Annotated in this window: 19 protein-coding genes and 1 pseudogene; 14 read left to right on the forward strand and 6 right to left on the reverse strand. The window is 71.4% G+C overall.

Translation table 11 applies throughout. The features are described 5' to 3' along the window. Positions 1-40 precede the first annotated feature (40 nt). Positions 41-1,477 carry an RICIN domain-containing protein gene (locus tag ACIBG6_RS02110; RefSeq protein WP_399220547.1) on the reverse strand — a complete coding sequence of 479 codons (1,437 nt, stop codon included), beginning with the start codon at positions 1,475-1,477 and terminating at the stop codon, positions 41-43. Between the two features lie 376 nt (positions 1,478-1,853). Here ACIBG6_RS02110 and ACIBG6_RS02115 point away from each other — a divergent pair, with 376 nt between their 5' ends. From ACIBG6_RS02115 to ACIBG6_RS02150, 8 genes are all read left to right on the forward strand, one after another. Further along, positions 1,854-2,837, forward strand: coding sequence for a LacI family DNA-binding transcriptional regulator (locus ACIBG6_RS02115; RefSeq protein ID WP_399221157.1), 984 nt, complete (start codon positions 1,854-1,856; stop codon positions 2,835-2,837). Positions 2,838-2,907: 70 nt separating this feature from the next. Then, positions 2,908-3,273: an iron chaperone gene (locus ACIBG6_RS02120; RefSeq protein ID WP_399220548.1), complete on the forward strand. Its 366-nt coding sequence runs from the start codon at positions 2,908-2,910 to the stop codon at positions 3,271-3,273. 315 nt (positions 3,274-3,588) lie between these two features. Beyond that, positions 3,589-4,515 (forward strand): carbohydrate ABC transporter permease, encoded by a 927-nt coding sequence (locus ACIBG6_RS02125; RefSeq protein WP_399220549.1) that lies wholly within the window; start codon positions 3,589-3,591, stop codon positions 4,513-4,515. A 145-nt stretch (positions 4,516-4,660) separates the two neighbouring features. Beyond that, on the forward strand, positions 4,661-5,521 hold the full coding sequence (locus tag ACIBG6_RS02130; protein ID WP_399221158.1) for a carbohydrate ABC transporter permease: 861 nt from the start codon (positions 4,661-4,663) through the stop codon (positions 5,519-5,521). Positions 5,522-5,628: 107 nt separating this feature from the next. After that, complete coding sequence (locus ACIBG6_RS02135) at positions 5,629-6,969, forward strand: ABC transporter substrate-binding protein (protein ID WP_399220550.1); 1,341 nt, start codon at positions 5,629-5,631, stop codon at positions 6,967-6,969. A 389-nt stretch (positions 6,970-7,358) separates the two neighbouring features. Then, positions 7,359-8,402, forward strand: coding sequence for a substrate-binding domain-containing protein (locus ACIBG6_RS02140; protein WP_399220551.1), 1,044 nt, complete (start codon positions 7,359-7,361; stop codon positions 8,400-8,402). A gap of 92 nt (positions 8,403-8,494) precedes the next feature. Then, complete coding sequence (locus tag ACIBG6_RS02145; protein ID WP_399220552.1) at positions 8,495-10,087, forward strand: sugar ABC transporter ATP-binding protein; 1,593 nt, start codon at positions 8,495-8,497, stop codon at positions 10,085-10,087. Beyond that, positions 10,084-11,124 (forward strand): ABC transporter permease, encoded by a 1,041-nt coding sequence (locus tag ACIBG6_RS02150; protein ID WP_399220553.1) that lies wholly within the window; start codon positions 10,084-10,086, stop codon positions 11,122-11,124. The genes ACIBG6_RS02145 and ACIBG6_RS02150 overlap by 4 nt, the downstream gene beginning before the upstream one ends. Before the next feature lie 18 nt (positions 11,125-11,142). Here the strand turns inward: ACIBG6_RS02150 and ACIBG6_RS02155 are convergent. The 4 genes and pseudogenes from ACIBG6_RS02155 to ACIBG6_RS02170 form a co-directional block, all read right to left on the reverse strand. Further along, positions 11,143-11,622: pseudogene (locus tag ACIBG6_RS02155) on the reverse strand (RNA polymerase subunit sigma-70); the annotation flags it as partial. An 88-nt stretch (positions 11,623-11,710) separates the two neighbouring features. After that, positions 11,711-13,567: a potassium channel family protein gene (locus ACIBG6_RS02160; RefSeq protein WP_399220554.1), complete on the reverse strand. Its 1,857-nt coding sequence runs from the start codon at positions 13,565-13,567 to the stop codon at positions 11,711-11,713. Positions 13,568-13,859: 292 nt separating this feature from the next. Continuing rightward, the gene (locus tag ACIBG6_RS02165; protein WP_399220555.1) at positions 13,860-15,080 is read right to left on the reverse strand and encodes a cytochrome P450; all 1,221 of its coding nucleotides are present in this window, start codon (positions 15,078-15,080) and stop codon (positions 13,860-13,862) included. Continuing rightward, positions 15,070-15,798 carry a tRNA-dependent cyclodipeptide synthase gene (locus ACIBG6_RS02170; protein WP_399220556.1) on the reverse strand — a complete coding sequence of 243 codons (729 nt, stop codon included), beginning with the start codon at positions 15,796-15,798 and terminating at the stop codon, positions 15,070-15,072. Before ACIBG6_RS02170 ends, ACIBG6_RS02165 begins: the two co-directional genes overlap by 11 nt. Before the next feature lie 282 nt (positions 15,799-16,080). Between ACIBG6_RS02170 and ACIBG6_RS02175 the strand changes: the two genes are divergently transcribed. Further along, positions 16,081-16,632 (forward strand): DM13 domain-containing protein, encoded by a 552-nt coding sequence (locus ACIBG6_RS02175; RefSeq protein ID WP_399220557.1) that lies wholly within the window; start codon positions 16,081-16,083, stop codon positions 16,630-16,632. Positions 16,633-16,781: 149 nt separating this feature from the next. Next, the gene (locus ACIBG6_RS02180; RefSeq protein WP_399220558.1) at positions 16,782-18,362 is read left to right on the forward strand and encodes an amino acid permease; all 1,581 of its coding nucleotides are present in this window, start codon (positions 16,782-16,784) and stop codon (positions 18,360-18,362) included. A gap of 65 nt (positions 18,363-18,427) precedes the next feature. Here the strand turns inward: ACIBG6_RS02180 and ACIBG6_RS02185 are convergent, their stop codons facing one another. Beyond that, positions 18,428-19,114: a TetR/AcrR family transcriptional regulator gene (locus tag ACIBG6_RS02185; RefSeq protein ID WP_399220559.1), complete on the reverse strand. Its 687-nt coding sequence runs from the start codon at positions 19,112-19,114 to the stop codon at positions 18,428-18,430. Positions 19,115-19,270: 156 nt separating this feature from the next. Here ACIBG6_RS02185 and ACIBG6_RS02190 point away from each other — a divergent pair, with 156 nt between their 5' ends. From ACIBG6_RS02190 to atzF, 4 genes are read left to right on the forward strand one after another with little or no spacing between them, the layout of a single operon-like run. Then, a complete protein-coding gene (locus tag ACIBG6_RS02190) occupies positions 19,271-20,134 on the forward strand; it encodes an urea amidolyase associated protein UAAP1 (RefSeq protein ID WP_399220560.1) in 864 nt (287 codons plus the stop codon). Then, positions 20,131-20,805 carry an urea amidolyase associated protein UAAP2 gene (locus tag ACIBG6_RS02195; protein WP_399220562.1) on the forward strand — a complete coding sequence of 225 codons (675 nt, stop codon included), beginning with the start codon at positions 20,131-20,133 and terminating at the stop codon, positions 20,803-20,805. Before ACIBG6_RS02190 ends, ACIBG6_RS02195 begins: the two co-directional genes overlap by 4 nt. Next, a complete protein-coding gene (gene uca, locus ACIBG6_RS02200; RefSeq protein ID WP_399220564.1) occupies positions 20,802-24,389 on the forward strand; it encodes an urea carboxylase in 3,588 nt (1,195 codons plus the stop codon). Before ACIBG6_RS02195 ends, uca begins: the two co-directional genes overlap by 4 nt. Further along, on the forward strand, positions 24,386-26,080 hold the full coding sequence (atzF, locus tag ACIBG6_RS02205) for an allophanate hydrolase (RefSeq protein ID WP_399220565.1): 1,695 nt from the start codon (positions 24,386-24,388) through the stop codon (positions 26,078-26,080). Before uca ends, atzF begins: the two co-directional genes overlap by 4 nt. Positions 26,081-26,186 lie beyond the last annotated feature (106 nt).

Consider the following 26,186-nt stretch of genomic DNA (forward strand, 5'->3'; position numbering starts at 1 on the left):
CTCATGGCGTTACGCGGCGGTCTCACGGCGTACGCGGCGGTCAGGCCGCCGAGCGCCGCCACTTCTGGTTGTCGCCCGTGTTGCAGGTCCACTGCGCGAGGGCGGCTCCGTCGGCGCCCGACCAGTTCGACACGTCGAGGCACTTGCCGCTGTGGCGGGCGACGAGTTCGACGTACCCGGCGACGTCCGTCGTCCGGACCTTCCACTGCTGGGAGGCCGAGCCGTTGCAGGTGTTCTGTACGGCGAGCGCGCCGTCCGCGGCCGAGGCCCCGGCGATGTCGAGGCACTTACCGCTGTTCCGGGCCATGATCTGGACGTATCCGGTGCCCAGCTTCTTGATCCAGAAGTGCTGGTTCACACCGTTTCCGCAGCCCCACTGGACGAGTCGGACTCCGTCGGCCGAGTCGAAGTTCGCCACGTCGGCGCACTTGCCGCTGCTGCGGGCGGCCAGCGACTCCCAGGGCACGTTCATGCCGCTGACGGTCCCCGCCGCGGTGTCGACGGTGATCTGAGGCGAGTAGTCCATGGTCATGGTGGTGCTGGTGGGGAAGGTGAGCGGCAGCCACACGTACTGGGAGTCGTTGACCATCCCGCCCATGGAGTTGCCCCAGCGGTCTCCCATGTAGAGGTAGCTCGTGCCCTTCGTGCCCTGGACCGGCAGGACGTAGGCGGTCTGGCTGCGGAAGGTCGTCCCGTCCCCGACGTCCTTCAGGTCGCTCCAGGAGCCGGTGACGCTGGTGGCGGTGGCGTACTTCTGCTGGTTGGGGGCCCAGCCGGTGGCGCCGGAGGTCAGGAGGAAGTAGACATCGCCCCGCTTGAACATGGCGGGTGCCTCGCGCCAGTTGCCCGCCCACAGCCGCTGGACCTGCGACTCCACGGCCGTGTAGTCCGCGGTCAGCCGGTAGACGTGCAGGTCGGCGTTCTCGTTGGCGGCGGAGATCATGTAGCCGGTGCCGTCGGTGTCGACGAAGGTCGTGATGTCCCGGGACATGTGGCCCAGGGGGCGGAAGCTGCCGCGCCAGGTGTAGTCGCCGTCCACCGTGGACGAGACGGCGACGGCGGCGCGCGCCTCCCCGTAGTCCGAGCCGTTCTCCTTGTGCATCCACATGACGAACTGCTGCGTGGAGCTGTTGTAGACGACCTTGGGACGCTCGATGTTGGCCCAGTCGAGCTCCGGATCGGACGCCTCGGTCAGGACGTGGTTGCGGAACTCCCAGTTCTTCAGGTCGGTGGAGCGGTAGGCGGAGACGTAGCGGAAGGTGTTGTCCGTGTTCCGGTTCTCGCCGAACCAGTAGTAGAACTGGCCGACCTTGAGCACGCCGCCGCCATGGGCGTGCACGGGGTTGCCGGCCGGATCGGTGAACTGGGTGCCGTTCGAGAGGGACATCGGGGCGGCGTGGGCGGTGCCCGCGGCGGTGACCAGGGACAGGAGGAGGGCGCACAGGAATGCCGCCGTCCCGGAGATCGTGAGTCGCATGGCGCGATACCTCGTGGTGTTGCGTCGGACCGGGCGCTCCGCGCGGAGAGTGCGGCGGACGACCGCGCCGGAAGGGGTCCGGAGCGGTGCGGCGCCTGGAGGGGGACACCGGTCGTTCAGACCGTGTGGAACACCGCGACCTACGCAATGTTTTCGTAAACACGGTGTAGCCGGAAGTTTCGGAGGAGCCCGGGAGCCTGTCAAGGATTCGGACGAAAGAGATCAGGGTTTTGACCCCGGGACCCTGTTTGCGTCAACATGGCTTGATGGGGCGCGTCGGCATGCGTCCTTGAGGCCCCCGGGGAAGGAACGGTCGATCGTGGCGGACAAGGCAACGAGAACGCCCCGCTCGCGCCCGCCCCGCAAGTGGCCCTCCATGGCGGAGGTCGCGGCGCGAGCCGGCGTCTCCTCGCAGACGGTCTCGCGCGTGGCCAACAACCACGACAACGTCGACGAGACGACGCGGGCGAAGGTGCTGGCCGCGATGCAGGAGCTCGGCTACCGCCCCAACGCGGCGGCGCGCGCCCTGGTCACCGGCAAGTTCGGCGCGATCGGCGTGGTCAGCTTCGACGTGGGCGCGCACGGCAACGCCCGTACGCTCGGAGCCATCGCGGACGCGGCGCGTGAGGCGGGCTTCTCGGTCAACTTCATGGGCATCCGGGCGCAGACCGAAGCCGCCGTACGGCAGGCCTTCCGGCACCTCATGCTCCAGTCGGTCGACGGCATCGTGCTGGTCGAGTCGCAGATGCTCGACACGCCGTCGCTGCACCTGCCGCCCACCATGCCGGTGGTGGTCGCCGACGGCGACACGGGGCACGAGTACCCGAACGTCGACTTCGACCAGGCCCGCGGCACCCAGAGCGTGGTCGGCCACCTGCTGGAACTCGGCCACAAGACCGTCTACCACGTCAGCGGCCCGCGGGACTCCTTCGCCGCCCGGCGGCGCGCCGAAGCGTGGGAGCGCACCCTCGTCACCGCCGGCGCGCCGGTACGCCCGACGCTGTACGGGGACTGGACCGCAGAGTCCGGCTACCTGGCGGGGCGGACGCTCGCGCAGATCCCCGACGCCACGGCGGTCTTCGCGGCGAACGACCAGATGGCGCTGGGGGTCCTGCGTGCCATGCACGAGGCGGGGCGGTCCGTGCCGGGCGAGATCAGCGTGGCGGGCTTCGACGACGTTCCCGAGGCTCCCTTCTTCGAGCCGCCGCTGACCACGGTCCACCAGGACTTCGACGTCGTGGGCCGGCACTGTGTGACCCTGCTGCTCGAACAGATCGAACGCCGAGGCGGCGGCCCCCGGCGACTCGCCGTGGAGCCCACCCTCGTGGTCCGGGGCAGCACGGCACCTCCGCCCGCCTGACGGACCCCGGCGGCGCCGGGAGGCGGGTGACGTGTTGATGGTCGCTCCGAATCCGGCATAGCCTCACGGAATGGTGCAGAGCAAGGCGAGTGACGTCGACGGCTACCTGGCCGAGGTCCCTGAGGGACGCAGGGACGCGCTGACCAGAATGCGGCGGCTGTGCCGAGAGGAGCTGGTGGGCTTCGGCGAGGTCATGGCGTACGGGATGCCCGCATACGAGCGGGACGGCGCCTGCGAGATCGCGTTTGCCAGCCAGAAGCAGTACATCTCCTTCTATCTCATGCGCAGTGACGTTCGTGAGGCGTTCGAGGAACGGCTGGCCGGTCACGACATGGGCAAGGGCTGTCTGCGGTTCCGCACGCCGGAGAGCGTCGACTTCGGCCTGCTGCGGGAGCTCCTCAAGGCCACCGCGGCCCGGCCCGGCGCGATCTGCTGACGCCGCCGGGCCGGGGAGTGCCGTCCCCGCCCGTTCCGACCTGCGGTCCTTCCTCGCGCCTTCGCGGGGTCGCCAGGTGCCGCGCGGCCGCCTCGACGGCATGAATCCGCGGCCTGTCGGCGCTCGGCAGCCGAATTCCGCCTGATCGCTACGTCCTTGTGCTTGACGCCCATCTGAGGGTGGTGCAAACATCAGGCCATCGATGATTACGTAAACATCGACTCATCGGCTCAGTCTTCTTCCAGCCTTCCGGCCCGGAGATTCTGCTTCCCCGCTCCGTTCCCGACCGGTCGGTCACCGACGCAAGGAACCACCATGACGCTCCTGTCGACGTCAGCACAGGCGGCCCCGCCGCCCCGCCGCCGAGCCCGCTCCCGCCTCCGCAAGGAGGCCTTGGTCGGATGGGGCTTCGTCGGCCCGTTCGTCGCGGTCTTCGGCCTGGTGTTCCTCGCGCCGATCGGATACGCCCTGTACCTGAGCCTCTTCAAGGACCGGCTCATCGGCGGCACCTCCTTCGTCGGACTCGACGCCTACGGCGAGGCGCTCACCGATCCGCGCTTCTGGGACGGACTTGCCCGGGTGGGCCTGTTCCTCCTGATCCAGGTGCCGGTCATGCTCGGCATCGCGCTGCTCGTCGCCCTCGCGATCGACAGCGGCCGGCTCTACGGCAAGAGCTTCTTCCGGGTGGCGGTCTTCCTGCCGTACGCGGTCCCCGCCGTCGTCGCCAGCCTCATCTGGGGCTTCATGTACGGCACGCGGTTCGGCCTCGTCGGCAACATCAACGACGCATTCGGGATCACGCTGCCCGACCCGCTCTCGCCTTCGCTGGTCCTCGCGTCCATCGGCAACATCGTGACCTGGGAGTTCGTCGGCTACAACATGCTGATCTTCTACTCGGCGCTCAAGGTCGTGCCCCGCTCGCTCTACGAGGCGGCGGCGATCGACGGTGCGGGGGAGTGGCGCGTCGTGACCTCGGTCAAGCTGCCGGCGATCCGCAGCGCGCTCGTCATCGCCACGATCTTCTCGATCATCGGCAGCTTCCAGCTGTTCAACGAGCCGAGCATCCTCCAGAAGCTCGCCCCGAACGCGATCACCAGTGACTTCACCCCGAACCTCTACACCTACTCGCTGTCCTTCGCGGGCCAGCAGCACAACTACGCGGCGACCGTGGCGATCGTGATGGGCGTGATCACCGCGATCATCGCCTACGCGGTCCAGCTGCGCGGCATGCGGAAGGGCTGAGCCGATGAACACCTCCCTCGCGACGACGGCGTCCACCACGGCGTCCACCTCGGCCTCCGACACGGGCTCCGGCACGGCGTCCACTACGGGCTCCGCCGACGGCTCCGCCTCGGCCGCACCGGCGGCCGGGCGCCGGAAGCGGCGGATGCCGCGCACCCCGCTCAACCCCCGGCCCAGCATCCCGCTGACCGCCGTCACCGGCCTGGTCCTCGTCTACACCCTGCTCCCTCTCGCGTGGCTCCTCATCAACGCCACCAAGGACCAGAACGGACTGCTCGACTCCTTCGGCCTCTGGTTCGCCGACGACACGCACCTCTGGGACAACATCACCCGCACCCTCACGTACGACGACGGCGTCTTCGTCCGCTGGCTGCTCAACACCCTGCTGTACGTCGCCGCCGGCGCGGGCGGCGCCACCGTCCTCGCCGTCCTCGGCGGGTACGCCCTCGCCAAGTACCAGTTCCCGGGCCGCCGGGCGGTCTTCGCGGTGGTCCTCGGGGCCGTGGCCGTGCCCGGCACCGCGCTCGCCGTCCCCACCTTCCTGATGTTCAGCAACATGGGCTTGACCAACACCCCCTGGGCGGTGATCATCCCGTCCCTGATCTCGCCCTTCGGGCTCTACCTGATGTGGGTCTTCGCCGCCGAGGCGGTCCCCGCCGAGCTCCTGGAGGCCGCACGCATCGACGGCTCGGGCGAGCTGCGCACCTTCTTCACGATCGCGCTGCCGCTGCTGATGCCGGGCACCGTCACGGTGCTGCTGTTCTCGATGGTCGCGACCTGGAACAACTACTTCCTGCCGCTGATCATGATCAAGGACCCCGACTGGTACCCGCTGACGCTCGGCCTCAACGCCTGGAACGCCCAGGCCCAGACGGCCGGCGGCGAGGCCGTCTTCGACCTCATCATCACCGGCTCCCTGCTGACGATCGTTCCGATCGTCGCGATCTTCCTGCTGCTCCAGCGGTTCTGGCAGTCAGGCCTGGCCGCCGGCAGCGTCAAGGAATGACGGCTCCGCCCCCTCCCGCACTCCCGGCACCGCCCTCCGCACACCTCTCGCCCCGCCCCGCACCCTCCCGCCCCGCATGCCCGCACCACCGACCAGGAGCACACCCCATGAGCACTCGCACCACCCGCAGACTCCTCGCCGCGCTCGCCGCCATCTCCGCCCTCGCCCTCACCACAACGGCCTGCGGCTCCGACGCCTCGGACGGCGGTGGCGCCGGCGGCGGCCCGAAGGACGTCAAGGCAGCCCTGGAGAAGGGCGGCAAGGTGACGGTGTGGGCCTGGGAACCCACGCTCAAGAAGGTCGCCGAGGACTTCGAGAAGAAGTACCCCAAGGTCGACATCGAGCTGGTCAACGCCGGTACCGGCGACAAGCAGTACACCGCCCTGCAGAACGCGATAGCCGCCGGCTCCGGCGCCCCCGACGTGGCGCAGATCGAGTACTACGCCCTCGGTCAGTTCACGATCGGCAAGTCCGTCGAGGACCTTTCCCCCTACGGCGCCAAGCGGTACGGCACGAGCTTCACGCCCGGCCCGTGGAACGCGGTCTCCGACGACAAGGCCATCCACGCGCTGCCCATGGACTCCGGTCCGATGGCGTTCTTCTACAACAAGAAGGTCTTCGACAAGCACGGCATCAAGGTGCCGACCACCTGGGACGCGTACGTGGAGGCGGCCCGCGCCCTCCACAAGGCCGACCCGAAGATCTTCATCACCAACGACACGGGCGACGCCGGCGCCACCACCAGTCTCATCTGGCAGGCCGGTGGCCGCCCGTACAAGACGGACGGCACCGACGTCACCGTGAACTTCGGCGACGAGGGCACCGCGACGTACACCGCGACCTGGCAGAAGCTCCTCGACGAGAAGCTCGTCGCGCCGATCAGCTCCTGGAGCGACGCCTGGTACAAGGGCCTGGCCGACGGCTCCATCGCCACCCTCTCCATCGGTGCCTGGATGCCGGCCAACCTCACGTCCGGCGTCGCCTCCGCCTCCGGCGACTGGAGGGTCGCCCCGCTCCCGCAGTGGACGGAGGGCGCCAAGGCGAGCGCGGAGAACGGCGGCAGCTCGCTCGCCATGCCGAAGGCCGCCAAGAACAAGGAACTCGCCTACGCCTTCACGGAGTTCGCGACCACGGGAGCCGGCGCGAGCGCCCGTGTCGCCGCGGGCGCCTTCCCGGCCACCCGGGCCGACCTGGAGTCGAAGGAGTTCCTCGACGCCCCGTTCCCGTACTTCGGCGGCCAGAAGGCCAACCGGATCTTCGCCGAGTCCGCCCGCAACGTCGGCGCCGACTGGAACTACCTGCCCTACCAGGTGTACGCGAACTCGATCTTCAATGACACCGTCGGCAAGGCCTACGTCTCCCCGACCAAGCTCTCCGACGGCCTGAAGGCCTGGCAGGACGCGAGCGTCACGTACGGAAAGGACCAGGGCTTCGCCGTCAACAAGTAGGCGCGTTCATGGCTCCGGTCTCCCCGGGAGGGGCGGCCGGAGCCAGTCGGGTGGGCTCAGTGGTGTTTCCTGTTTGATTTTTCGGGAAAGAATGTCATGAGCATGCCAGTGCGTCAACTCTCCCATTCCCTTGGGGTGTTGAGAAATCCAGGCGGTGAATTACGGACTCGTCTCGGGCTTGTCGGAACCCTTGACGGCTCGGGTGTTGCGTTGTGTCATGGAGCTGAGCGTTTGAATTTGTTTGAGTTCGAGGGTTTGTGATGCTCTGGTGAGGCGCCCCGCGCCTCCCGGCCCGCTCCTCTCCTTCCCTCCCTCTCCTCTCCTCCCTCCCCGACCGGCCCCGCACGTCCCCCGGGCGCGCCGGTCGCTGCCCGCATCAAGGAGCCCCGATGTTCCGATCCGCCCCCCGTCGCACGGCCGCCGCCGGACTTCTCGTCACGCTCGGACTGAGCACGGCCTGCTCGTCCGGCCAGACGGCGGACAGCGCCACCGGAGACCAGGTCGCCAAGGTCGACGGCAAGATCTCGATCACGTACCTCCAGAAGCAGGGCGACCAGGAGTACTTCATCGGCGAGGCCGCCGGCGCGAAGGCGAAGGCCGCGGAGCTCGGCATCGACCTCAAGGTCGTCAACCTGGGCAACGACGCCAACAAGACCGTCAGCGAAGTGCAGTCGGCAATCGCCCAGAAGACGAACGGCGTCATCATCGTCGTACCGGACCCGGCCGTCGGCCCGCAGGTCGTCCAGACCGCGCGGGACGGCAAGGTCGCGCTCCTGACCTCCGACGACCAGATCTGCACCACCGGCCCCGACCCCGCCGCCTGCGGCAAGAGCGACCTCGTTCCCCGGATCGGGTTCAGCGGTGCCCAGATGGGCGAGGAGGTCGGCAAGCGTGCCGCCGCCGAGTTCGCGAAGGCCGGCTGGACGGCCGCCGACACCCGGGTCGTCTCGGCCTGGAAGCAGGACGTGACGGTCTGCGGTGACCGGGTCGCGGGCGCGAAGAAGGCGTTCGACGCGGCCGTGCCCGGCGTGAAGACCATCGACGTCCCCACCGACAACACGCCCACCGGAGCCCAGGACAAGATCGCCGCGACGGTCACCGCCAACGCGGGCGTGAAGAACTGGGTGGTCTGGGGCTGCAACGACGAGAACGTGATGGGTGGTGTCACCGCGCTCGCCAACGCCGGAGTGAGCCCCGACCGCGTCGTCGGCGTGGGCCTGGGCGCCTACCTGGCCTGCAAGGAGTGGCAGTCGGACAAGCCGTCCGGCATGAAGGCCGCGCTCTTCATCAACGGCAAGGACGTCGGCGCCCTGGCCGTCCAGACCATGTACGACAAGCTCAAGAGCGGCAAGGACTTCCCTGCCGAGGTCTTCGCCCCGACCACCATGGTCGACAAGGGCTCGTGGAAGAGCGCCGGACTCACCTGCGGGTGAGTGTTCCCGGCCGGCGGCCACCACGGAAGCGCCGCCGGCCGGTGACCACCCCCGTCTGCCTTCTCCCTTCTGCCTTCGAGGTGAACCGAGACATGAGCCCATCGCATCACCCGGCCTCCGCCGCGGGATCCCACGACGGCCCGCCACCCGCGGGATCCCCCTCCTCGTCCGTCGGGGTGTCCGGCATCGTCAAGCGCTTCGGCGAGGTGCGGGCGATCGGCGGCGTCACGCTCGACTTCCCCGCCGGACAGGTCACCGCCCTGATGGGAGAGAACGGCGCGGGAAAGTCCACGCTGCTGAAGATCCTCACCGGCGACCACCAGCCCACCGAGGGGCACGTGCTCGTGAACGGGGAGCCCGTCGCGCTCGACTCCCCGGCCCGTGCCCGAGCCGCCGGCATCAGGATCATCCCCCAGGAACCCGAGATCGTCCCGCACGTCTCGGTCGCGGAGAACGTCTACGCCGGCGCCCTGCCCCGCAAGCGGGGGCGCGTCCTGGACCGGGCTGAGCTCGACCGGCGGATCAGGGCGGACCTTGACCGCCTGGGCTTCGCGCACGTACTCGACCCCGACCTGACCGGTTCTCAGCTCACCCCGGCCCAGCGGCAGTTGGTCGAGATCATGCGCGCGCTGACCGGTGGCACCCCTGCCCGGCTCATCGCGTTCGACGAACCCACGTCCTCCCTGTCGGAGCACGAGGTCGACGCGCTGTTCGCGCTCATCCGGCGGCTGCGCGACGAGGGCATCGCGATCGTGTACGTCTCGCACCGCATGCAGGAGATCTTCCAGCTCGCCGACCGCATCGCGGTCCTGCGCGACGGCAGCCTCGTCGGTGTCCAGGACGCCCGGACCACGGACGAGAGCGAGCTCGTCCGCCTGATGGTGGGCCGCGATCTCTCCGCCCTGTTCGTACGGCAGCGGGTCGCCACGGACCGGCTGGTCCTCGACGTCCGGAACCTGACGACCGACGACGTGACCGGCATCTCGCTGCGTGTGCACGCCGGTGAAGTCGTGGGCCTGGCGGGCCTGATCGGAGCCGGACGCTCGGAACTCGCCCTGGCGCTCGCCGGCGACCTGCCCGTCCGCGGTGGCACCGCCACGCTGGACGGGGTGCCGCTGCGCAGCGGCCGACCGGGGGACGTCATCCGGGCCGGACTCGGTCTCGCGCCCGAGGAGCGCAAGGCGCAGGCGCTGTTCCTCCAGCAGTCCGTCAAGGACAACGCCACCCTCGTCGTACTGGACCGGCTGCGGCGCTTCCGGTTCGTCCGGCGGACGGCCGAACGGCGGCTCGCCCAGGAGTACTCCGATCGGCTCAGGGTGCGCACCCCGTCGATCGACCACGAGGTGCGCAAGCTGTCGGGCGGCAACCAGCAGAAGGTCGTGCTGGCCCGGTGGCTGGCGCGCAAACCGAAGGTGCTGATCCTCGACGAGCCGACGCGTGGCATCGACGTCGGCGCGAAGGCGGAGATCTACCAGATCATCGCGGACCTGGCCGCCGAGGGCGTCGCGGTACTGGTCATCTCCTCCGAACTCCCCGAACTCCTCGGCCTCGCCGACCGGGTCGTCGTCATGCAGGGCGGCCGGATCACCGGCGAACTCGACCGCGGCGAAGCCACCGAAGCAGCCATCCTCGAACTCGCCATGGCCGACGACATCGTCGGAGCCGGCACCGGAGCATCGTCATGACCCTCACCAGCACCCCCGTACCGGCCGCGAAGAACCCCCGGGACCGTGACGGCCGCGCCTCGCGCCGGCCCAGGTTCCTTGCCGGCGTCGACGGCCAGAACATCAGCCTCATCGGCGCACTCGTCGTCGTCCTCGCCCTGTTCGGCCTCCTCAACGACAACTACCTGAGCCTGTCCAACATGCAGGTGATCGCCGAAGCGGCCACCATCACGGGACTGCTCGCCATCGTGCAGACCGTGGTCATCATTTGCGGCGGACTCGACATCTCCGTCGGCTCGCAGGTCGGCGTCGCGTCGGTCGTCAGCGCGATGGTGTTCACGACGACCGGTTCGAGCGCCTTGCTCGGCATGGCCGCCGCTGTCGGCGTCGGTGTTCTCGTCGGCGCGCTGAACGGTCTGGTCATCGTCTACGGACGGGTCAATCCCACCATCGCCACGCTCGCCGGCCTCGCCGCGTACAAGGGCCTCGCCCAGCTGCTGTCCGACGGCCGCGCCCAGGGCTACGTCCTCAACGACGACATCTTCGTCTTCCTGGGGCGTGGCAAGATCGCCGGCATCCCGGCCATGGTCTGGATCCTGATCGTCGTGGCCGCGACGGTCCACCTGCTGCTCAAGTACACCGACATCGGTCGCAACCTCTACGCGATCGGCGGCAACGACACCGCCGCACGGCTGGCCGGCATCAGCATCAACAAGTACCTGATCTGCGTCTACACCCTGATCGGTGTCGTGGCCGCGGTGGCGGGCATCCTGCTGACCGCCCGTACGGGCTCCGGTCAGCCGGTCTCCGGCAGCGAGGGCCTCGAACTGAAGGCCATCACCGCCGCGGCGCTCGGCGGCGCGGCCCTCAAGGGAGGCAAGGGCGGCATCGGCGGCACCCTGCTCGCGGTGGCCCTGCTCGGATGTCTGGAGAACGGTCTGACGGTCGAGGGCATCAACACCTTCTGGCAGAACGTCGCCCAGGGCGCGCTGCTGGTCATCGCCGTCGTCATCCAGCAGCGCCGCAGCGGCGAACGCGCGGTCGGCCTACCCCACTGACGGCCCGCCGGCAGGAACTCACGCGGGATCCGGCAGGTCCATCAGGGCGAGCTCGGCCGGGTCGATCACGACCGTGATGGCGGTGATCCGGTCGCCGACGACGGTGAACGCGAGGACCGAGAGCGGGGTGCCGTCCTCGTGCCGGGAAACGATCCCCGGGAGGCCGTCGACGAGCACCGCTCGTCCCTGCGCGGCCGCGCCGGCGGACACGTGCGCGCCCGCGGCGACCTTGGTGACGCCGAGGGCGACGACCACGCCGTCGGGGGACTTGCCGAGGATTCGGCCGATCTCGTCGAACGGCACCGCGAACAGGTCGTGCAGGACGAACGCCAGGCGCTCACTCGGTCCGAGCGACTCCAGGACGACGAGGAGCGCGAGCCCGACCGAGTCGGCGAGCACCGCGTCGTCCTCGGGCGCGGGACCGTCGTCGAGTGTCACCACGAACTCGGGCTGCCGATCGCCGTAGGACGCCTCCGGGCGCGCCCGGCGGGATCGCAGGCTGGTGTCGGGCATGTCGTTACCTTCCTCGGCGCTGCTCCGTCATGGGGGATGTCGGGCCCGGAAGGGCACACGTAACCCGGACTCGTCACCGTGCGGTCCGCCTGGACGATGCGGAGGGGTCGAGCAGCTCCGCGAGTCCTCGGCGCGTCGCCGCGATGACGACACGGTCCTGGGGTTGCAGGACGTGTCCCGGGTGGAGGTCCCAGAGCAGCGAGGGGTGGCCGTCCTGGCCCGTGTTCGCGAGGTCGGGGGAGCGGGCCTCGGGCCCCGCCGTGTCGAGTGCCAGGACCCGCCACGCGCCGGCCCGAAAGGCCTCGGTGACCGTACGGCCTTCGAACTGGTGATGTCCGGCGACGGGGAGCGCGGCGAAGAGCAGCACCTTTCGCTCGACGGAGATCGCTCCCAGGATCTGCCGCCCCATCATGGCGCCGGCGAAGGCCGGGGCGGCCAGGTGGGAGACGCTGCGGCTGCGGGTGACGGCTTCGGGGTGGGCGGAGCGCAGCGTGCGGTAGACCGCGGTGGCGAAGTCGTCGTCGTACAGCCGCAGCGCCACCCGCACGTCGCCCTTGATGACGCGGGCGGCGAGGGTGGCCTCCAGGTTGGTGGTGTCGGAGCTGGTGAGGGCGAGGAGGGCGGCGGCGCGGTGGATACGGGCCGTGTTCAGGACACCGTCCTCGGTGACGTCGCCGACGACCACCGGCACGCCCAGGTCGCGCGCGAGCGCGATGCCGCGTGCGTCGGGGTCCTTCTCGACGCAGACGACAGGGATGTCGAGCTCGCGCAGCCGGGCCAGGACGCGTGCCCCGACCTTCCCCAGGCCCAGCAGCACGATGTGATCGGACAGGCCGCGGGGCGGGCGGCGCAGTGCCCCGGTGGTGCGGAAGGTGCCCAGGGCTTCCAGGGCACTGGCCACCAGAAGGGGCAGCAGGGCCAGTCCGACCAGGCCGGACAGGAGTTGCAGGATCTGCCGGGTGGTGGAGTCCTCGAGTGCGGGGTCGTTGATGGAGAACAGGTCGAGGAGGGTCAGGTACGTGGCGTGTACCGGGTCCGCGTCCGTGAGGACGGTGGTGGTGACGCTGAGGGCGAGCACCGCCGCGACGATGCCGGCGAGCGCCCACCGCAGGCGGGCCGAGATCACCTCCCCGAGCGGCACGCCCCGTCGGGACAGGCGGCGCGCGGGCATCGCGGGTCCGTCGCGGCGGACCGCCTCCAGGACGACGGTGCCGCGCCCCGAAGTGCCGTGCACGGTCCGGTCGTCGGGGAGGAGCTCCGGGGCGGGCGTCCCGCTCGTGTCCGAGCCCTCGGCGCCGGCCGGGTCGGCCGCCGTCGAGGACAGCAGGGCCAGCGTGCACAGTCCCGGATCCGGCACTTCGCCCCGGCCCGGCACCGGGCGCTCGGCGGCGCGCAGGAGCAGACCGTCGGCCTGCACCACCTTGTTGGTGTCGGCGATGGCGGTGGCCACGAGCGCCGGCGCGGCGGTGTCGGCATCGGAGAGTACGGTCGTGGAGGCGTCCAACGCCGCCCTGTCCATACCGGGCACGGCCACGAGGGCCGCCTCGTCGAGCAGCTCCTCCAGGTGCTGGCCGAGCTTGCGGTTGTACATGCGGACCACGAGACGCAGACCGGGACTGAGACGACGGGCGGCGAGCGCGGCACGCAGGTTCGTCTCGTCGTCCTCGTACAGCAGGGCGAGGGCGGCGGCTCTGTCGACCTCCGCGTCGAGGAGTACCTCCGTCGTGGGGGCCCGCGCGGTCTCCACCCGTATGGGGAGGACCATGGCGCCACTCATCGTGTCGGTCACCGCCGTCCCGGCGTCGGCCACGTGTCGCTCGGCGTGCTCGGCCTGCTCGGCGGGGATGACGAGCACCACCCGCTGGCGGTAGACCTCCCGTAGTTCTGAGGCGAGCCGGCGCGCCAGCCCGTCGTCTCCGCACACGACCATGTGCCCTCTGGCGCGTGGCTCGCCGTTTCCCTGGCGTGGCAGTGTGACCATGTGTCCCCCGTGACGTCGAGCGGTGTCCGCCGGGTCAATCCTCCCGTGTCACCCGCCCGTCGGCACTGCCTCGGGGTGGAAGCAAGTCCGGCCGGTGCGGTGCCGCTTCTCGGCAAGTCCGGCTCCGCCGACGCCGGACAGGCCGTCGCCGGAACCGAGAACCAGGAGCCGCATCGCAGCGCACCGTACCGTCCGGACGGGTATCCGCCCGCCTGCGTTCAGGCGGGGCGGACTACGCGGACTACCACATCACCGGCAGGCGCTCCGGGAGACGCTTCATGAAGCGGGTACGCCACACCAGTTGGTCGACCGGCACCGCGAGTCGCAGTTCCGGCATCCGGTCGAGCAGCGCCTCCAGGGCGACCTCGGCGTGCTTCTTGCCGAGCGCGGTCGCCGGGCAGTAGTGGCCGCCCAGCCCGAAGGACAGGTGCGCGTGGTTGTTCGGCCGCGTCAGGTCGACCTCGTGCGGGTTCTCGAACACGTCCGGGTCGAAGTTGGCGGCCTCGACCAGGACCAGGACCAGCTCGCCCTTCCTCACCAGGACGTCGCCCAGTTCCATGTCCTCCGTGGCCAGCCTCGGCAGCCCGTCGGCAATGGACAGGTTGATCCGCAGCAACTCGTCGACGGCTGCCGGGATCTTCGACCGGTCCGCCAGCAACTCCGCCTGGAGTTCCGGGTGTTGCAGCAGTGCGAAGACCGCCATCGTGAGGAAGCCCATCGTGGAGATCACACCGGCGCCGAAGAACGTCACACCGACCGTCGCGAGCATCTCGTCGGTCAGATGCGCGTACTCCGGGTCCTCGCGCAGCGCGGCGAGCTCGGCCATCAGCCCGGTGGTGGCGGGGTCGTCCAGCCGGTCCACCATGTAGGCCATGTCACGGTCCCAGTTGAGCCGGGCGCCGGTCACCGGGCAAGCCGAGTTCATGAACGCGATGTCCAGACTGGCCGCCAGCCTCGGCGCGTCCTCGAACGGGATGCCGAGGATCCGGCAGTGCAGCGCCTCCGAGTACGGCCCGGTGAACGCGGCGCGAAGGTCGGACGGCGCACCGGTGGCGACGATCTCGTCGATCAGCCGGGCGGCGTGCGCGCGCATCCATTCGACCAGGCCCTCGGTCTTCGGGTTGATCGCCTTCAGTACGGCCTTGCGCAGGCCGGCCCCGGTGATGTTGCCCATGTTGTTGACGACCTCGGGTGGAATCGTCAGGGCGTACTGCCGGGGCGCGCCCGGGGACGAGGTCTCCTTGAGGCTGAATCTGGGATCCTCCAGTACCTGCTTGCACAGGGCGTAGGAGGACACGAGCCAGGCCTCGTCGCCCGCGATCGTACGGACCTTCTTGACCGGCTCCGAGCGCAGCGCCTCGATCTCGGCGGGAAGCCGGTCACCGCGCCAGTCGAACGGGAAGTCGATCGGGGCCGCGGCGGGCATCAGGGCCTCAGGGGACGTCAGGGTCTCAACGGACATCGGGGGCTCCTTCGGCGGGCGTGATGATGGCGTGGCCCTGGTTGCGGGAGGCGCGCAAGCCGGCGCCTCGGGAGAACAGCAACTCCGCCATGGGCAGGAGCTGGTGGTAGCAGTTGAGCGAGGACGGGACCCCGAAGATTGCGGGGGTGTCCAGGAACAGCGGGGCCTCGGCGCAGATGTAGTCGAGGCAGACCTCGCGCTGCCGCCGCGTGCTGGGGCCGTCCGCCTTGGTCGACAGGAAGTACGTCGCGAGTTCCTCGCAGATCCGGCGGAACTCGTGGTCGGAGTCGAGGAGTCGCAGGATCCGGGCGTGGATCTCGCGGTACGCCTCGTGGTCGGTGAACTCGGACAGGGCGCGGGCCCGGATCGTGCCGTCGCCCTGATCGAGCGCGGCCGCCGCGTTGTTCACCTTGGCCCGGACGCCGCGCAGGTTCTTGACGGCCTTGCGCTGGGCGTCGATCGGGTCGTATCCGAAGGCCTCGTACATCTCGGCCACGTACAGGTCGGTGTAGAGGATGTCGACCCGGTGGAAGTTCTCGGCTCCCCAGCGGCCCAGGTCCTGGACGCGCTGGGCCGAGAAGTAGCTGTTGCCGGGCGAGATGCCGATGAGGGCGTGGTCTCCCGCTGCCTGGATCACCTGGCAATGGGGGGTGTAGGGCCGAACGTCGAAGAGTTCGGCGGAAGGGGTTCTGGTTGTCGTGGTGGTCAACGTCGTCAACGGAGAGTGTCCTCCGCGTCGCAAGTCCCGATGGAGCCTGGTGCTCCTGGTGTGGCGACGACGACGTGAAGTTAGCTATCGAGTACGGAGCGTGTCAACGCTGTCTCAGGAGACGTGAGTTGCCTGTGATCACCAACTTCCCGTGTCGGCGACGGGTGGGTCGGGGTGATCACGATGTCCGTGCCGGGCCGTAGGACTTCCGTCATCGGGCCCGGTGTCCCGCGTCGCCGCCCCGTCGCGTTGGATGGCCGGAGCAGTGGCAGCGGATGAAGGAGGTGCGCCGTGGGGCGTGTCGCGCGGAAGCAGTGGTGGGCAGGGGCGGCGGTACTGGGTGTGGCCGTCGCGGTGGCCGGGGCGGTGTGGTTCAAGCCCTGGGCCCTCTGGGTCGACGAGACCGTACACGAGGCGCTGCCTTCCGTGACAGCGACAGCGTCAGCAACAACGGGGGCGACCGCGACCGCGACGGAGCCCGCTGCGCCGGCCGGCCCGACCGTCGTGGCGCAGGGCACCTTCATCAGCCACGAGCACACGACCTCCGGGACGGTGAAGCTCATCCGGCTGTCCGACGGCTCGCACACGGTGCGTCTGGAGAACCTCGACACCAGCAACGGCCCCGACCTGCGCGTCTGGTTGACCGACGCCCCCGTCAAGGAGGGCACCGCCGGCTGGCGCGTCTTCGACGACGGTACGCACGTCGCTCTCGGCAAGCTGAAGGGCAACAAGGGCGATCAGAACTACGCCGTCCCCGCGGACGCCGACCTGACCGCCCTCACCAGCGTCACCATCTGGTGCGACCGCTTCGACGTGTCCTTCGGCGCCGCCGCACTGGCCTGACGCGTTCCGCCGAGCCCGAGCGGAGCCGCCGGGAGAGGAGTCACTAACGGCGGAGACACGGTCGCGATACGCGGCGGAAACCGGCCGTCCCTAATTTCTGTCGTCCGACAGGTATTCGCAGGCACTCGCCTCCGCGACAGGGGACCGCCATGACCGTCACCACCGATCCCACTCCGCCGGCACCGCCCTCGCCCGGCGCCGCGGCCGAGGGAGGCTCGCTCGCCGCGTTCGGCTACCACCAGGAGTTGCGGCGCCGGATGGGCCGGTACGCGTCCTTCGCCGCCGGGTTCTCGTTCATCTCCGTTCTCACCACGGTCTTCCAGTTCTTCTCCCTCGGCTTCTCCTTCGGGGGGCCGCTCTTCTTCTGGACCTGGCCCGCCGTCCTCGCCGGCCAGCTCCTCGTCGCCGCCTGTTTCGCCGAGCTCGCCGCCCGGCTGCCCATCGCGGGGGCGATCTACCAGTGGGCGAGCCGCCTCGGCACCCCGGCCTTCGGCTGGTACGCGGGCTGGATCATGGTGACCGGCCGGATCGTGGTCGTGGCGGCCGCCGCGCTCGCTCTCCAGGTCGTCCTGCCCGCCGTCTGGCCGGGCTTCCAGATCGTCGGCGGGGACCCGTCACCCACGACCACCACCGGCGCCGCCAACGCCGCCGTCCTCGGCCTCGCCCTGCTCGCGCTCACGACACTGCTCAACGTCCTGGACAACCGCGCGCTGTCGGCCGTCAACACGGTCGGCGTCACCGCCGAGATCGCCGGCGTCGCCCTGATCGTCACCCTCCTCGCCACCCACGCCGAGCGCGATCCCGGCATCACCCTGCACACCGGTGGCGAAGGCGGGCTGATCACGGCGCTCCTGGTGGGCTCGTTCACCGCCGCGTACGTCCTCATCGGCTTCGAGAGCGCGAGCGAGATGAGCGAGGAGACCGTCAACCCCCGGCGTGTCGCCCCCCGTACGACGCTCAGCGCGCTCACCACGTCCGGCGTCTGCGGTGGGCTGCTCCTGCTCGGCGGGCTGCTCGCCGCACCCAGCCTCACCGACGGGCGCCTCGCCGGCGAGGGCCTGGGGTACGTGCTGACCAGCACCCTCGGGGACGACCTCGGCAGGGTCCTGCTCGCCGACGTGGCCCTGGCCATCTGCGCGGCGACCCTGGCGATCCAGACCTCGGCGACCCGCATGCTCTACTCCATGGCCCGCGACGGCGTCCTCCCGCGCTCGGCGCGGCTGGCCCGGGTGCCGCGGCGGACCGGGATGCCCGGCACGGCCGCGGTGGTGGTCGGCGTCGGCGCGGCGCTGCTGCTCCTGCTCAACCTCGCCTCACCGCAGGCGTTCCTGGCCATCGGCACGACGTGCATCGCGATGGTGTACCTGGCGTACGCGATGGTCACCGGCCCCATGCTGGTCCGGCGGCTGCGCGGCGAGTGGCCGCCGGCGGCCGACGGCGACCCCGGCGGCGAAGCCGACCGCGACGAGCTCGGCCGGCCGCTGTTCTCCCTCGGCCGCTGGGGACTTCCCGTCAACGCGCTCGCGCTCGGCTACGGCCTCTTCATGACGGTCAACCTCGCCTGGCCGCGCGCCGAGGTGTACGACCCGGAGGGCGGCCACTGGTACTTCCAGTGGTTCACCGTCCTGATGGTCGCCGCCACGGTCGCGACGGGTGCGGCGTACCGCTGGTACCGGCGCCGCGGGGAAGCCGGTCGGAAGCCGAAGCGGGACTCCCGCCTCATGGCGTGACGCGCCGTGTGACGCACCGCCTCATGCCCCGATGAACCGACCGGCGCACCGCCCGATGCGCCGGGTCAGGCATCCGCCGCGAGGAGCCGCTGCCCCTCGCGGCGAAGCCGTGCCAGGGAGCGCTGCGGCACGCCCGCGACCCGAAGCGCCGCGTCGGCCGTCGCCTCCGCCAGGGCCCGTGCGTCGCGCGCCGGGTCGGCACGCCGGATGAGGATCACGCTCTCGGTGAGGCCGAAGAGGAGGTCCGTGCGGAGCGCCAGGTCCTCCGCGCCGAGCGCCGCGCCCGGCTCCGTGGCGGCCAGCAACTCCCCGTAACACTGCTTGAGTTCGGACCGGACCCGATGGAAGGCGGCGAAGCGGTCCGTCCGCACCTCGGGCAGCAGGTAGAGCGCCCCGAGGTTGTGCGGTCCGCCGCACAGCAGTGCCGCGTCGGAGTGGCACAGGGCCCACAGGCGCGCCTCCGGGGCGGCCTCCCCGCCGGACACCAGCCCGCGCGCCACCTCGAGCGAGGGGCGGACGGTCCCTTCGAGGAGCTCCGCGAGGATCGCTTCCTTGCCGTCGAAGTAGTGGTAGAGGGACGCCTGCCGCAGCCCGGCGCGTTCGGCGATCGTGCGGGTGGAGGTCGCGGTGTAGCCACGGGTGGTGAACAGCTCGGCGGCCCCGGCCAGGACTTCGGCGCGTGGCTCCAGGCCGCTCGCGGGGCGCTCCTGGACCCGTGGTCGGCCGACTTTCCTGCTGGTGGGCGTGGTCACTCCGTGATCCTCGCACAGGGCCGGCGGCTCCCTCCGGGCCGAGCCCTCGGGTGAGTTTCCGGTTACCGACGCGAAACGCGCGGGCAATGGCCGCGAAGCTCCCGGTCCCTAATTTCTGTCAAGCGACAGAAATCAATCCCGACCGGAGGTTGAGCGATGGCGACACCGTCAGCGACAGCGTCGACGCCCTCAGAGACAGCGTCGACGCACGGCGCGCGCGACCATGCCCGCGCCCAGGAGGGCACACGGGTCGACGCCATGCCCGTCCTGCCCGCGAGCGGCTGCCCGGCGCCTCCCGAGGGCGTGGCCGCCGAGGACGTCGTGTGGGCCGAGACCGTGGCGGGCGGCAACTACACCCACAAGGTCCTCGCCCGGGGAACCGAGCTGCGGCTGACCGACCTCACCGGCGACGCCTGCGCGCACCTGCTGCTCCACAGCGCCGACCGCCCGTGGGAGCGGCTGAACGTCGCCGACACCGTCAAGGTGCTCTGGAACGCGTACCTCGGCGAGGGGCATCTGCTCCTGTCCGACCAGGGCCGGGTCCTCGCCTCGCTCGTCCAGGACACCTCCGGCCGCCACGACGCCCTCACCGGCACCTCCACCCTCGTGCGCAACACCGAGCGGTACGGGGACGGGACCCCGCAGTCCGCCTCGCCGGCGGGGCGCGAGCTGTTCAAGCTCGCCGCCCTGAAGAACGGCCTGGCCCCGCGCGACCTCCCGCCCTCCGTCTCCTTCTTCCAGGGCGTACGGGTCGACGACGACGGCACCACCCGGTTCACCGGCTCCGCGGGCCCCGGAGGGAGCGTCACCCTCCGCGCCGAACAGGACGTCACCGTCCTCCTCGCCAACGTCCCGCACCCGCTGGACCCGCGCCCCGACTACCGCTGCGGGAACCTCGGCGTCCTCGCCTACCGGGCAGGCCCGACCGCACCCGGCGACGCGCTGTGGGACGCCACCCCCGAAGGCCGCCGCGCCTTCCTGAACACCGCCGACCACCTCACCGCCCGGGGGATCGCATGACCACCGCCGTCGGTCCGCCGGGCCGCGTCGTCTCCGACGACATCGTCCCCGCCCGCGCCGCCTGGTCCGCGATCGTCCGCACGGGCCAGTCGCTGACCGTCACCGACCTCCACGGGAACCAGGCCGCCGACTTCCTCCTCTACGACGCGCACGACACCTCCGTGCGCTACAGCGCCCCCGACACGATCCAGGCCCAGGGGGCCGTCTTCCTGACCACCGGCTCGGTGCTGCTGTCCAACGAGCACACCCCGCTGATGACCGTCGTCGAGGACACCTGCGGACGTCACGACACCATCGGTGGCGCCTGCTCCAAGGAGTCCAACACCCTCCGCTACGGCCACCACACCTGGTCGCAGCACGCCTGCGTCGAGAACTTCCTCGCCGAGGGCGCCCGGCACGGGCTCGGCAAGCGCGACCTGGTCTCCAACATCAACTGGTTCATGAACGTACCGGTCGAGCAGGACGGCACCCTCGGCATCGTCGACGGCCTCTCGGCCCCGGGACTGCGGGTCGTGCTGCGTGCCGAGACCGACGTCCTCGCGCTGCTCTCCAACTGCCCGCAGATCAACAACCCCTGCAACGGATTCGCACCGACGGCCGTACGGATGACGATCACCGGGCCGGACGAGAGCGACGAGAGCGACGAGAGCGACGAGGTCGGCACACGATGACATACGACACCCTGCTGGTCGCCAACCGCGGAGAGATCGCGGTACGCGTCATCCGCACCGCCCGGCGCCTCGGCCTGCGTACCGTCGCCGTGTACTCCGACGCGGACCGCGGCACCGAGCACGTCCGGCTGGCCGACGAGGCCGTCCGGCTCGGGCCCGCGCCCGCCAAGGAGTCCTACCTCGACGCCGACCTGGTCCTGAGGGCCGCCAAGGACACCGGCGCCGGCGCCGTCCACCCCGGTTACGGGTTCCTGTCCGAGGACGCCGACTTCGCCCGCCGCTGCGCCGACGCCGGCATCGTCTTCGTCGGCCCCACCCCCGACCAGCTGGAGCTGTTCGGGGCGAAGCACACCGCGCGCGCCGCCGCCCACGCCGCAGGGGTGCCGCTCGCGCCCGGCACCGGGCTCCTCCCCGATGTGGACGCGGCCCTCGCGGCGGCCGAGGGCATCGGCTATCCGGTGATGCTCAAGGCGACCGGTGGCGGTGGCGGCATCGGCATGCGGGCCTGTCACGGCGCGGACGACCTCGCCGACGCCTGGGAACGGGTGCAGCGCGTGGCCGCGGCCTCCTTCTCCTCCGCCGGCGTCTTCCTGGAGCGGCTCGTCGAGCGGGCCCGCCACGTCGAGGTGCAGGTCTTCGGCGACGGGCACGGCAAGGTCGTCACCTTCGGCGACCGGGACTGCTCGCTCCAGCGCCGCAACCAGAAGGTCCTGGAGGAGGCCCCGGCGCCCGGCCTTCCGGACCGGGTCCGCCGCGCACTGGCCGCGGCCGCCCGGGACCTGTGCGCCTCGGTGGACTACCGGTCCGCCGGCACGGTCGAGTTCGTGTACGACGCCGCCCGCGAGGAGGCGTACTTCCTGGAGGTCAACACCCGCCTCCAGGTCGAGCACCCGGTCACCGAGGAGATCCACGGCGTCGACCTGGTCGAGTGGATGCTGCGGCTCGCCCAGGGCGACACCGCGGTCGTCACCGAACCCCCCGCGCCCGCGGGACACGCCGTCGAAGCCCGTATCTACGCCGAGGACCCCTCCCGCGACCACCGCCCGAGCGCGGGCCTGCTGACCCGCGTCGCCTTCCCCCCGGGCGTCCGCGTGGACACCTGGGTGGAGACCGGCACGGAGGTCACCACCGCGTACGACCCGATGCTCGCCAAGGTCGTCGCGCAGGGCGCCGACCGCGCCGAGGCACTCGACCGGCTGGACGCGGCGCTCGCCGCGACCCGCGTCGACGGCATCGAGACGAACCTCGGCCTGGTGCGGGCCGCGCTCCGGGACGCCGCGGTGCGCTCCGCCGTGCACTCGACCGCCTCGCTCGCGACGATCGGCGACCCGACGCCGCGCATCGAGGTCGTCGCGCCGGGCACCCTGACGACCGTGCAGGACTGGCCGGGACGCACCGGCTACTGGCAGGTCGGCGTCCCGCCCGGCGGCCCGATGGACGACCTCTCCTTCCGGCTCGGCAACACCGCCCTCGGCAACGACGAGGGCGCCCCCGGCCTGGAGTGCACCCTCCAGGGTCCCTCCCTGAGGTTCACCCACCCGACGACGGTCTGCGTCACCGGCGCCCCCGCGCACGTGACGATCGACGGCACCGCCGTACCGCAGTGGGAGCCGGTCACGGTCGACGCCGGACAGACCCTCGCCGTCGGTGCCCCCGACGAGCGGGGCCTGCGCACGTACGTGCTGTTCGCGGGCGGCCTCGACGTACCGGAGTTCCTGGGCAGCGCGGCCACGTTCACCCTCGGCAGGTTCGGGGGACACGGCGGCCGCGCGCTGCGCGCCGCCGACGTCCTGCACGGCGGCGAGGCCCGTACGGAGACCTCCGTCGTCCCCCTCGACGAGCGCCCGGTCCTCGGCGGGACGTGGCGGATCGGCGCGGTCGAAGGGCCGCACGCCGCACCCGAGTTCTTCACCGAGGACGACATCCGCGACTTCTATGCCGCCGACTGGAAGGTGCACTTCAACTCGGCGCGCACCGGCGTCCGCCTGGTCGGCCCCAAGCCGCGCTGGGCACGCGCGGACGGCGGCGAGGCGGGCCTCCACCCGTCCAACATCCACGACACGCCGTACTCCGTCGGAGCCGTCGACTACACCGGCGACATGCCCGTCCTCCTCGGTCCCGACGGGCCCTCCCTCGGCGGCTTCGTCTGCCCGGCGACGGTCGTCACCGGGCAGCGCTGGAAGCTCGGCCAGCTCCGGCCCGGCGACACGGTCCGCTTCGTACCGGTCACCGCGGAGGAGGCCGGAGAGCTGCGGCGCAACCCCGCCGCGGCCCCGCGGGCCGACCGCGCGGCCGTCGTCGACGGCGGAGTCCTCGCACGCCTGGCGGAGAACGACGGCCGACCGGCGGTCACCTACCGGCGCAGCGGCGACGACAATCTCCTCATCGAGTACGGGCCCATGCAGCTCGACCTGGCGCTGCGCATGCGCGTCCACGCGCTCGCGGAGGCACTGGCCGCGCGCGAACTGCCCGGCGTCGTCGACCTGACCCCCGGCATCCGCTCGCTCCAGATCCAGACGAACCCCGACGTGCTGTCCCAGCAGGCCCTCCTCGACGCCGTCCTGCGCGTGGAGGAGGAACTCCCCGCCACCGACGAGCTGGTGGTGCCCAGCCGGACCGTGCACCTCCCGCTGTCCTGGGACGACCCGGCGACCCGCGAGGCCATCGCCCGCTACACGGCCGGCGTGCGCGACGACGCCCCGTGGTGCCCCTCGAACATCGAGTTCATCCGCCGCGTCAACGGCCTGGACACCACCGACGACGTGTACCGCACGGTCTTCGACGCCGAATACCTGGTCCTGGGCCTGGGCGACGTCTACCTCGGCGCGCCCGTCGCCACCCCCCTGGACCCGCGCCACCGGCTGGTCACGACCAAGTACAACCCGGCCCGCACCTGGACGGCGGAGAACTCGGTCGGCATCGGCGGCGCGTACCTGTGCGTCTACGGGATGGAGGGACCCGGCGGCTACCAGTTCGTCGGCCGCACCACGCAGGTGTGGTCGGGCTGGCAGCAGCGCGGCGCCTTCGCACCCGGCAAGCCCTGGCTGATGCGCTTCTTCGACCGGATCACGTGGTACCCGGTCGGGGCCGACGAACTCCTGGAACTGCGCGCGGACATCACCTCCGGCCGCTTCGTGCCGAAGACCGAGGAAGGCACCTTCTCACTCGCCGAGTACCGCGCGTTCCTCGACCGGAACGCCGAGTCGATCGCCGCCTTCCGCGCCCGGCAGAGCACGGCGTTCGGCGCCGAACGCGACGCCTGGGAGGCCGCCGGCGAGTTCGCCCGCGCCGAGGCCGCCGCCGAGGTCACGCCGCCGGCCGCCGACATCGCGGTGCCCGAGGGCGGCCGCCTGGTCGAGGCCGAGTTCACCGCCTGCGTCTGGCAGGTCGACGTCCAGGTGGGGGACCGGGTGTCGGCGGGTCAGCAGCTGGTCGCGCTCGAGGCCATGAAGATGGAGGCGCCGGTACCGGCACCCGCCGACGGCATCGTCGCGGAGGTCCTGATCAAGCCGGGCAGCCAGGTCGAGGCGGGCACCGCGCTCGTCGTCCTCGCTCCCGTCGAGACCGTGGAGGCGACAGCATGATCACGGCAGTGGAGCGCGTACGGGCCGCGTACGCCCGCATCGCGAGGGCGGACCGGCCCGAGGTGTGGATCGACCTGCGTGCCTGGGAGGACGCGGAGGCGGACGCCGCCGCGGTCGACGCCCGGGCCGCGGCCGGCGAGCGGCTGCCCCTCGCCGGGACGGTCTTCGCGGTCAAGGGCAACATCGACGTGGCAGGACTCCCGACGACCGCCGGCTGTCCCGCGTACGCCTACCGGCCGGAAGCCGACGCCCCGGCGGTGGCGCGCCTGAAGGCGGCGGGCGCGGTGCTCCTCGGCACCACGAACCTCGACCAGTTCGCGACCGGCCTGGTCGGCACGCGCAGCCCGTACGGCGCCGTCCGCAACGCCGTCGACCCCGTGTACGTCTCCGGCGGCTCCTCGTCCGGATCGGCGGTCGCGGTCGCTCTCGGCATCGCGGACTTCGCGCTCGGCACGGACACCGCGGGCTCGGGCCGGGTCCCGGCGGCCCTGAACGGCATCGTCGGTCTCAAGCCGACGATCGGCCTGGTCCCCACGGACGGTGTCGTCCCGGCCTGCGCGTCGCTCGACTGCGTGACGGTCTTCGCCCGCACGCTCCCGGAGGCCGAGCGGGCCCTGTCGTTCCTGGCGGCGCCGTCCGCGCGCGAGCTCCCCGCCCTGGAGCAGCGCCGCCCGGGGCCGTGGCGGATCGCCGTGCCCGAACCCGGGCAACTGGGCGAACTCGACAAGGGGTGGGCGGAAGCGTTCCGGTCGGCCGCGACCCGGCTCGCCGACGCGGGCGCCGAGATCCTGCCCGTCGACCTGACGCCGTTCACCGAGGCGGCCGCGATGCTGTACGAGGGCGCGTTCGTCGCCGAGCGCTACACCGCCGTCGGCACCTTCGTCGACGCACGTGCGGGCTCGGCGGACCTCGACCCGACGGTGGCCGGCATCATCTCCCGCGCCCGGGACATCCCCGCCCACCGGCTGTACGCGGACCGGGAGAAGCTGTCCACCCTCCGTACGAGAGCCCTGGCCGCGCTGGGCGACGCGGACGCGCTGCTCCTGCCGACGACCCCGGGCCACCCGACCCTCGCGGAGGTCGCGGCCGACCCCCTGGGCACGAACGCCCGGCTGGGCCGGTTCACCAACTCGACGAACCTGTTCGACCTGGCGGCGGTCGCCGTCCCGGCCGGCGAGGTGAACGGGCTGCCGTTCGGCGTCATGCTGATCGGCCCGGCGTTCACGGACGAGCGGCTCGCGCGCGTCGCCGGTCTGCTCACCACCCCGCCGTTGCCTCTCGCGGTGGTCGGCGCGCACCTGTCCGGGCAGCCGTTGAACGGGCAACTGCTCGGTCTCGGCGGGCGACTGGTGCGCCCGACCACGACGGCGCCCGCCTATCGGCTGTACGCGCTCGACACGGTCCCGCCCAAGCCGGGCCTCGTCCGGGCCCGCGACGGCGGCGCCGCGATCGAGGCCGAGGTGTGGCAGCTGCCGGCCGAGGGGCTCGGCGCGCTCCTCGCCGCGCTGCCCCGCCCGATGGCGCTGGGCAGCGTCGAACTCGCGGACGGAACGTCCGTACCCGGCTTCCTCTGCGAGCCGGAGGCGCTGGACGGCGCCCGCGAGATCACGTCGTACGGTGGCTGGCGCGCCGCGCTCGCGGCGCCCGCCGCCGTCCCCCGCGCTGAGGACCCGCGTCGCCTCCCGACGTAGGACCCGGCGCCAGGACGCGTCGTGGTCGTGGGCGGCGATCGAGGCCGCGGGTCCCCGTCCGAGCGCGCCCTGTGCGCCCCGCGGAGGGGCGCTCGACGAGGCCGAC

Origin of the sequence: Streptomyces sp. NPDC050842 (genome assembly GCF_044456565.1) — a bacterium.
Taxonomy (GTDB): Bacteria; Actinomycetota; Actinomycetes; order Streptomycetales; family Streptomycetaceae; genus Streptomyces.

Coding starts and splice junctions, on each gene's coding strand:
- ACIBG6_RS02115 (WP_399221157.1), top strand. CDS start 1,854: ATGGCGGAGGTCGCGGCGCGAGCCGGCGTCTCCTCGCAGACGGTCTCG.
- ACIBG6_RS02190 (WP_399220560.1), top strand. CDS start 19,271: ATGGCGACACCGTCAGCGACAGCGTCGACGCCCTCAGAGACAGCGTCG.
- ACIBG6_RS02150 (WP_399220553.1), top strand. CDS start 10,084: ATGACCCTCACCAGCACCCCCGTACCGGCCGCGAAGAACCCCCGGGAC.
- atzF (WP_399220565.1), top strand. CDS start 24,386: ATGATCACGGCAGTGGAGCGCGTACGGGCCGCGTACGCCCGCATCGCG.
- ACIBG6_RS02130 (WP_399221158.1), top strand. CDS start 4,661: ATGCCGCGCACCCCGCTCAACCCCCGGCCCAGCATCCCGCTGACCGCC.
- ACIBG6_RS02195 (WP_399220562.1), top strand. CDS start 20,131: ATGACCACCGCCGTCGGTCCGCCGGGCCGCGTCGTCTCCGACGACATC.
- ACIBG6_RS02180 (WP_399220558.1), top strand. CDS start 16,782: ATGACCGTCACCACCGATCCCACTCCGCCGGCACCGCCCTCGCCCGGC.
- ACIBG6_RS02110 (WP_399220547.1), bottom strand. CDS start 1,477: ATGCGACTCACGATCTCCGGGACGGCGGCATTCCTGTGCGCCCTCCTC.
- ACIBG6_RS02120 (WP_399220548.1), top strand. CDS start 2,908: ATGGTGCAGAGCAAGGCGAGTGACGTCGACGGCTACCTGGCCGAGGTC.
- ACIBG6_RS02140 (WP_399220551.1), top strand. CDS start 7,359: ATGTTCCGATCCGCCCCCCGTCGCACGGCCGCCGCCGGACTTCTCGTC.
- ACIBG6_RS02125 (WP_399220549.1), top strand. CDS start 3,589: ATGACGCTCCTGTCGACGTCAGCACAGGCGGCCCCGCCGCCCCGCCGC.
- ACIBG6_RS02145 (WP_399220552.1), top strand. CDS start 8,495: ATGAGCCCATCGCATCACCCGGCCTCCGCCGCGGGATCCCACGACGGC.
- uca (WP_399220564.1), top strand. CDS start 20,802: ATGACATACGACACCCTGCTGGTCGCCAACCGCGGAGAGATCGCGGTA.
- ACIBG6_RS02135 (WP_399220550.1), top strand. CDS start 5,629: ATGAGCACTCGCACCACCCGCAGACTCCTCGCCGCGCTCGCCGCCATC.
- ACIBG6_RS02160 (WP_399220554.1), bottom strand. CDS start 13,567: ATGGTCGTGTGCGGAGACGACGGGCTGGCGCGCCGGCTCGCCTCAGAA.
- ACIBG6_RS02165 (WP_399220555.1), bottom strand. CDS start 15,080: ATGTCCGTTGAGACCCTGACGTCCCCTGAGGCCCTGATGCCCGCCGCG.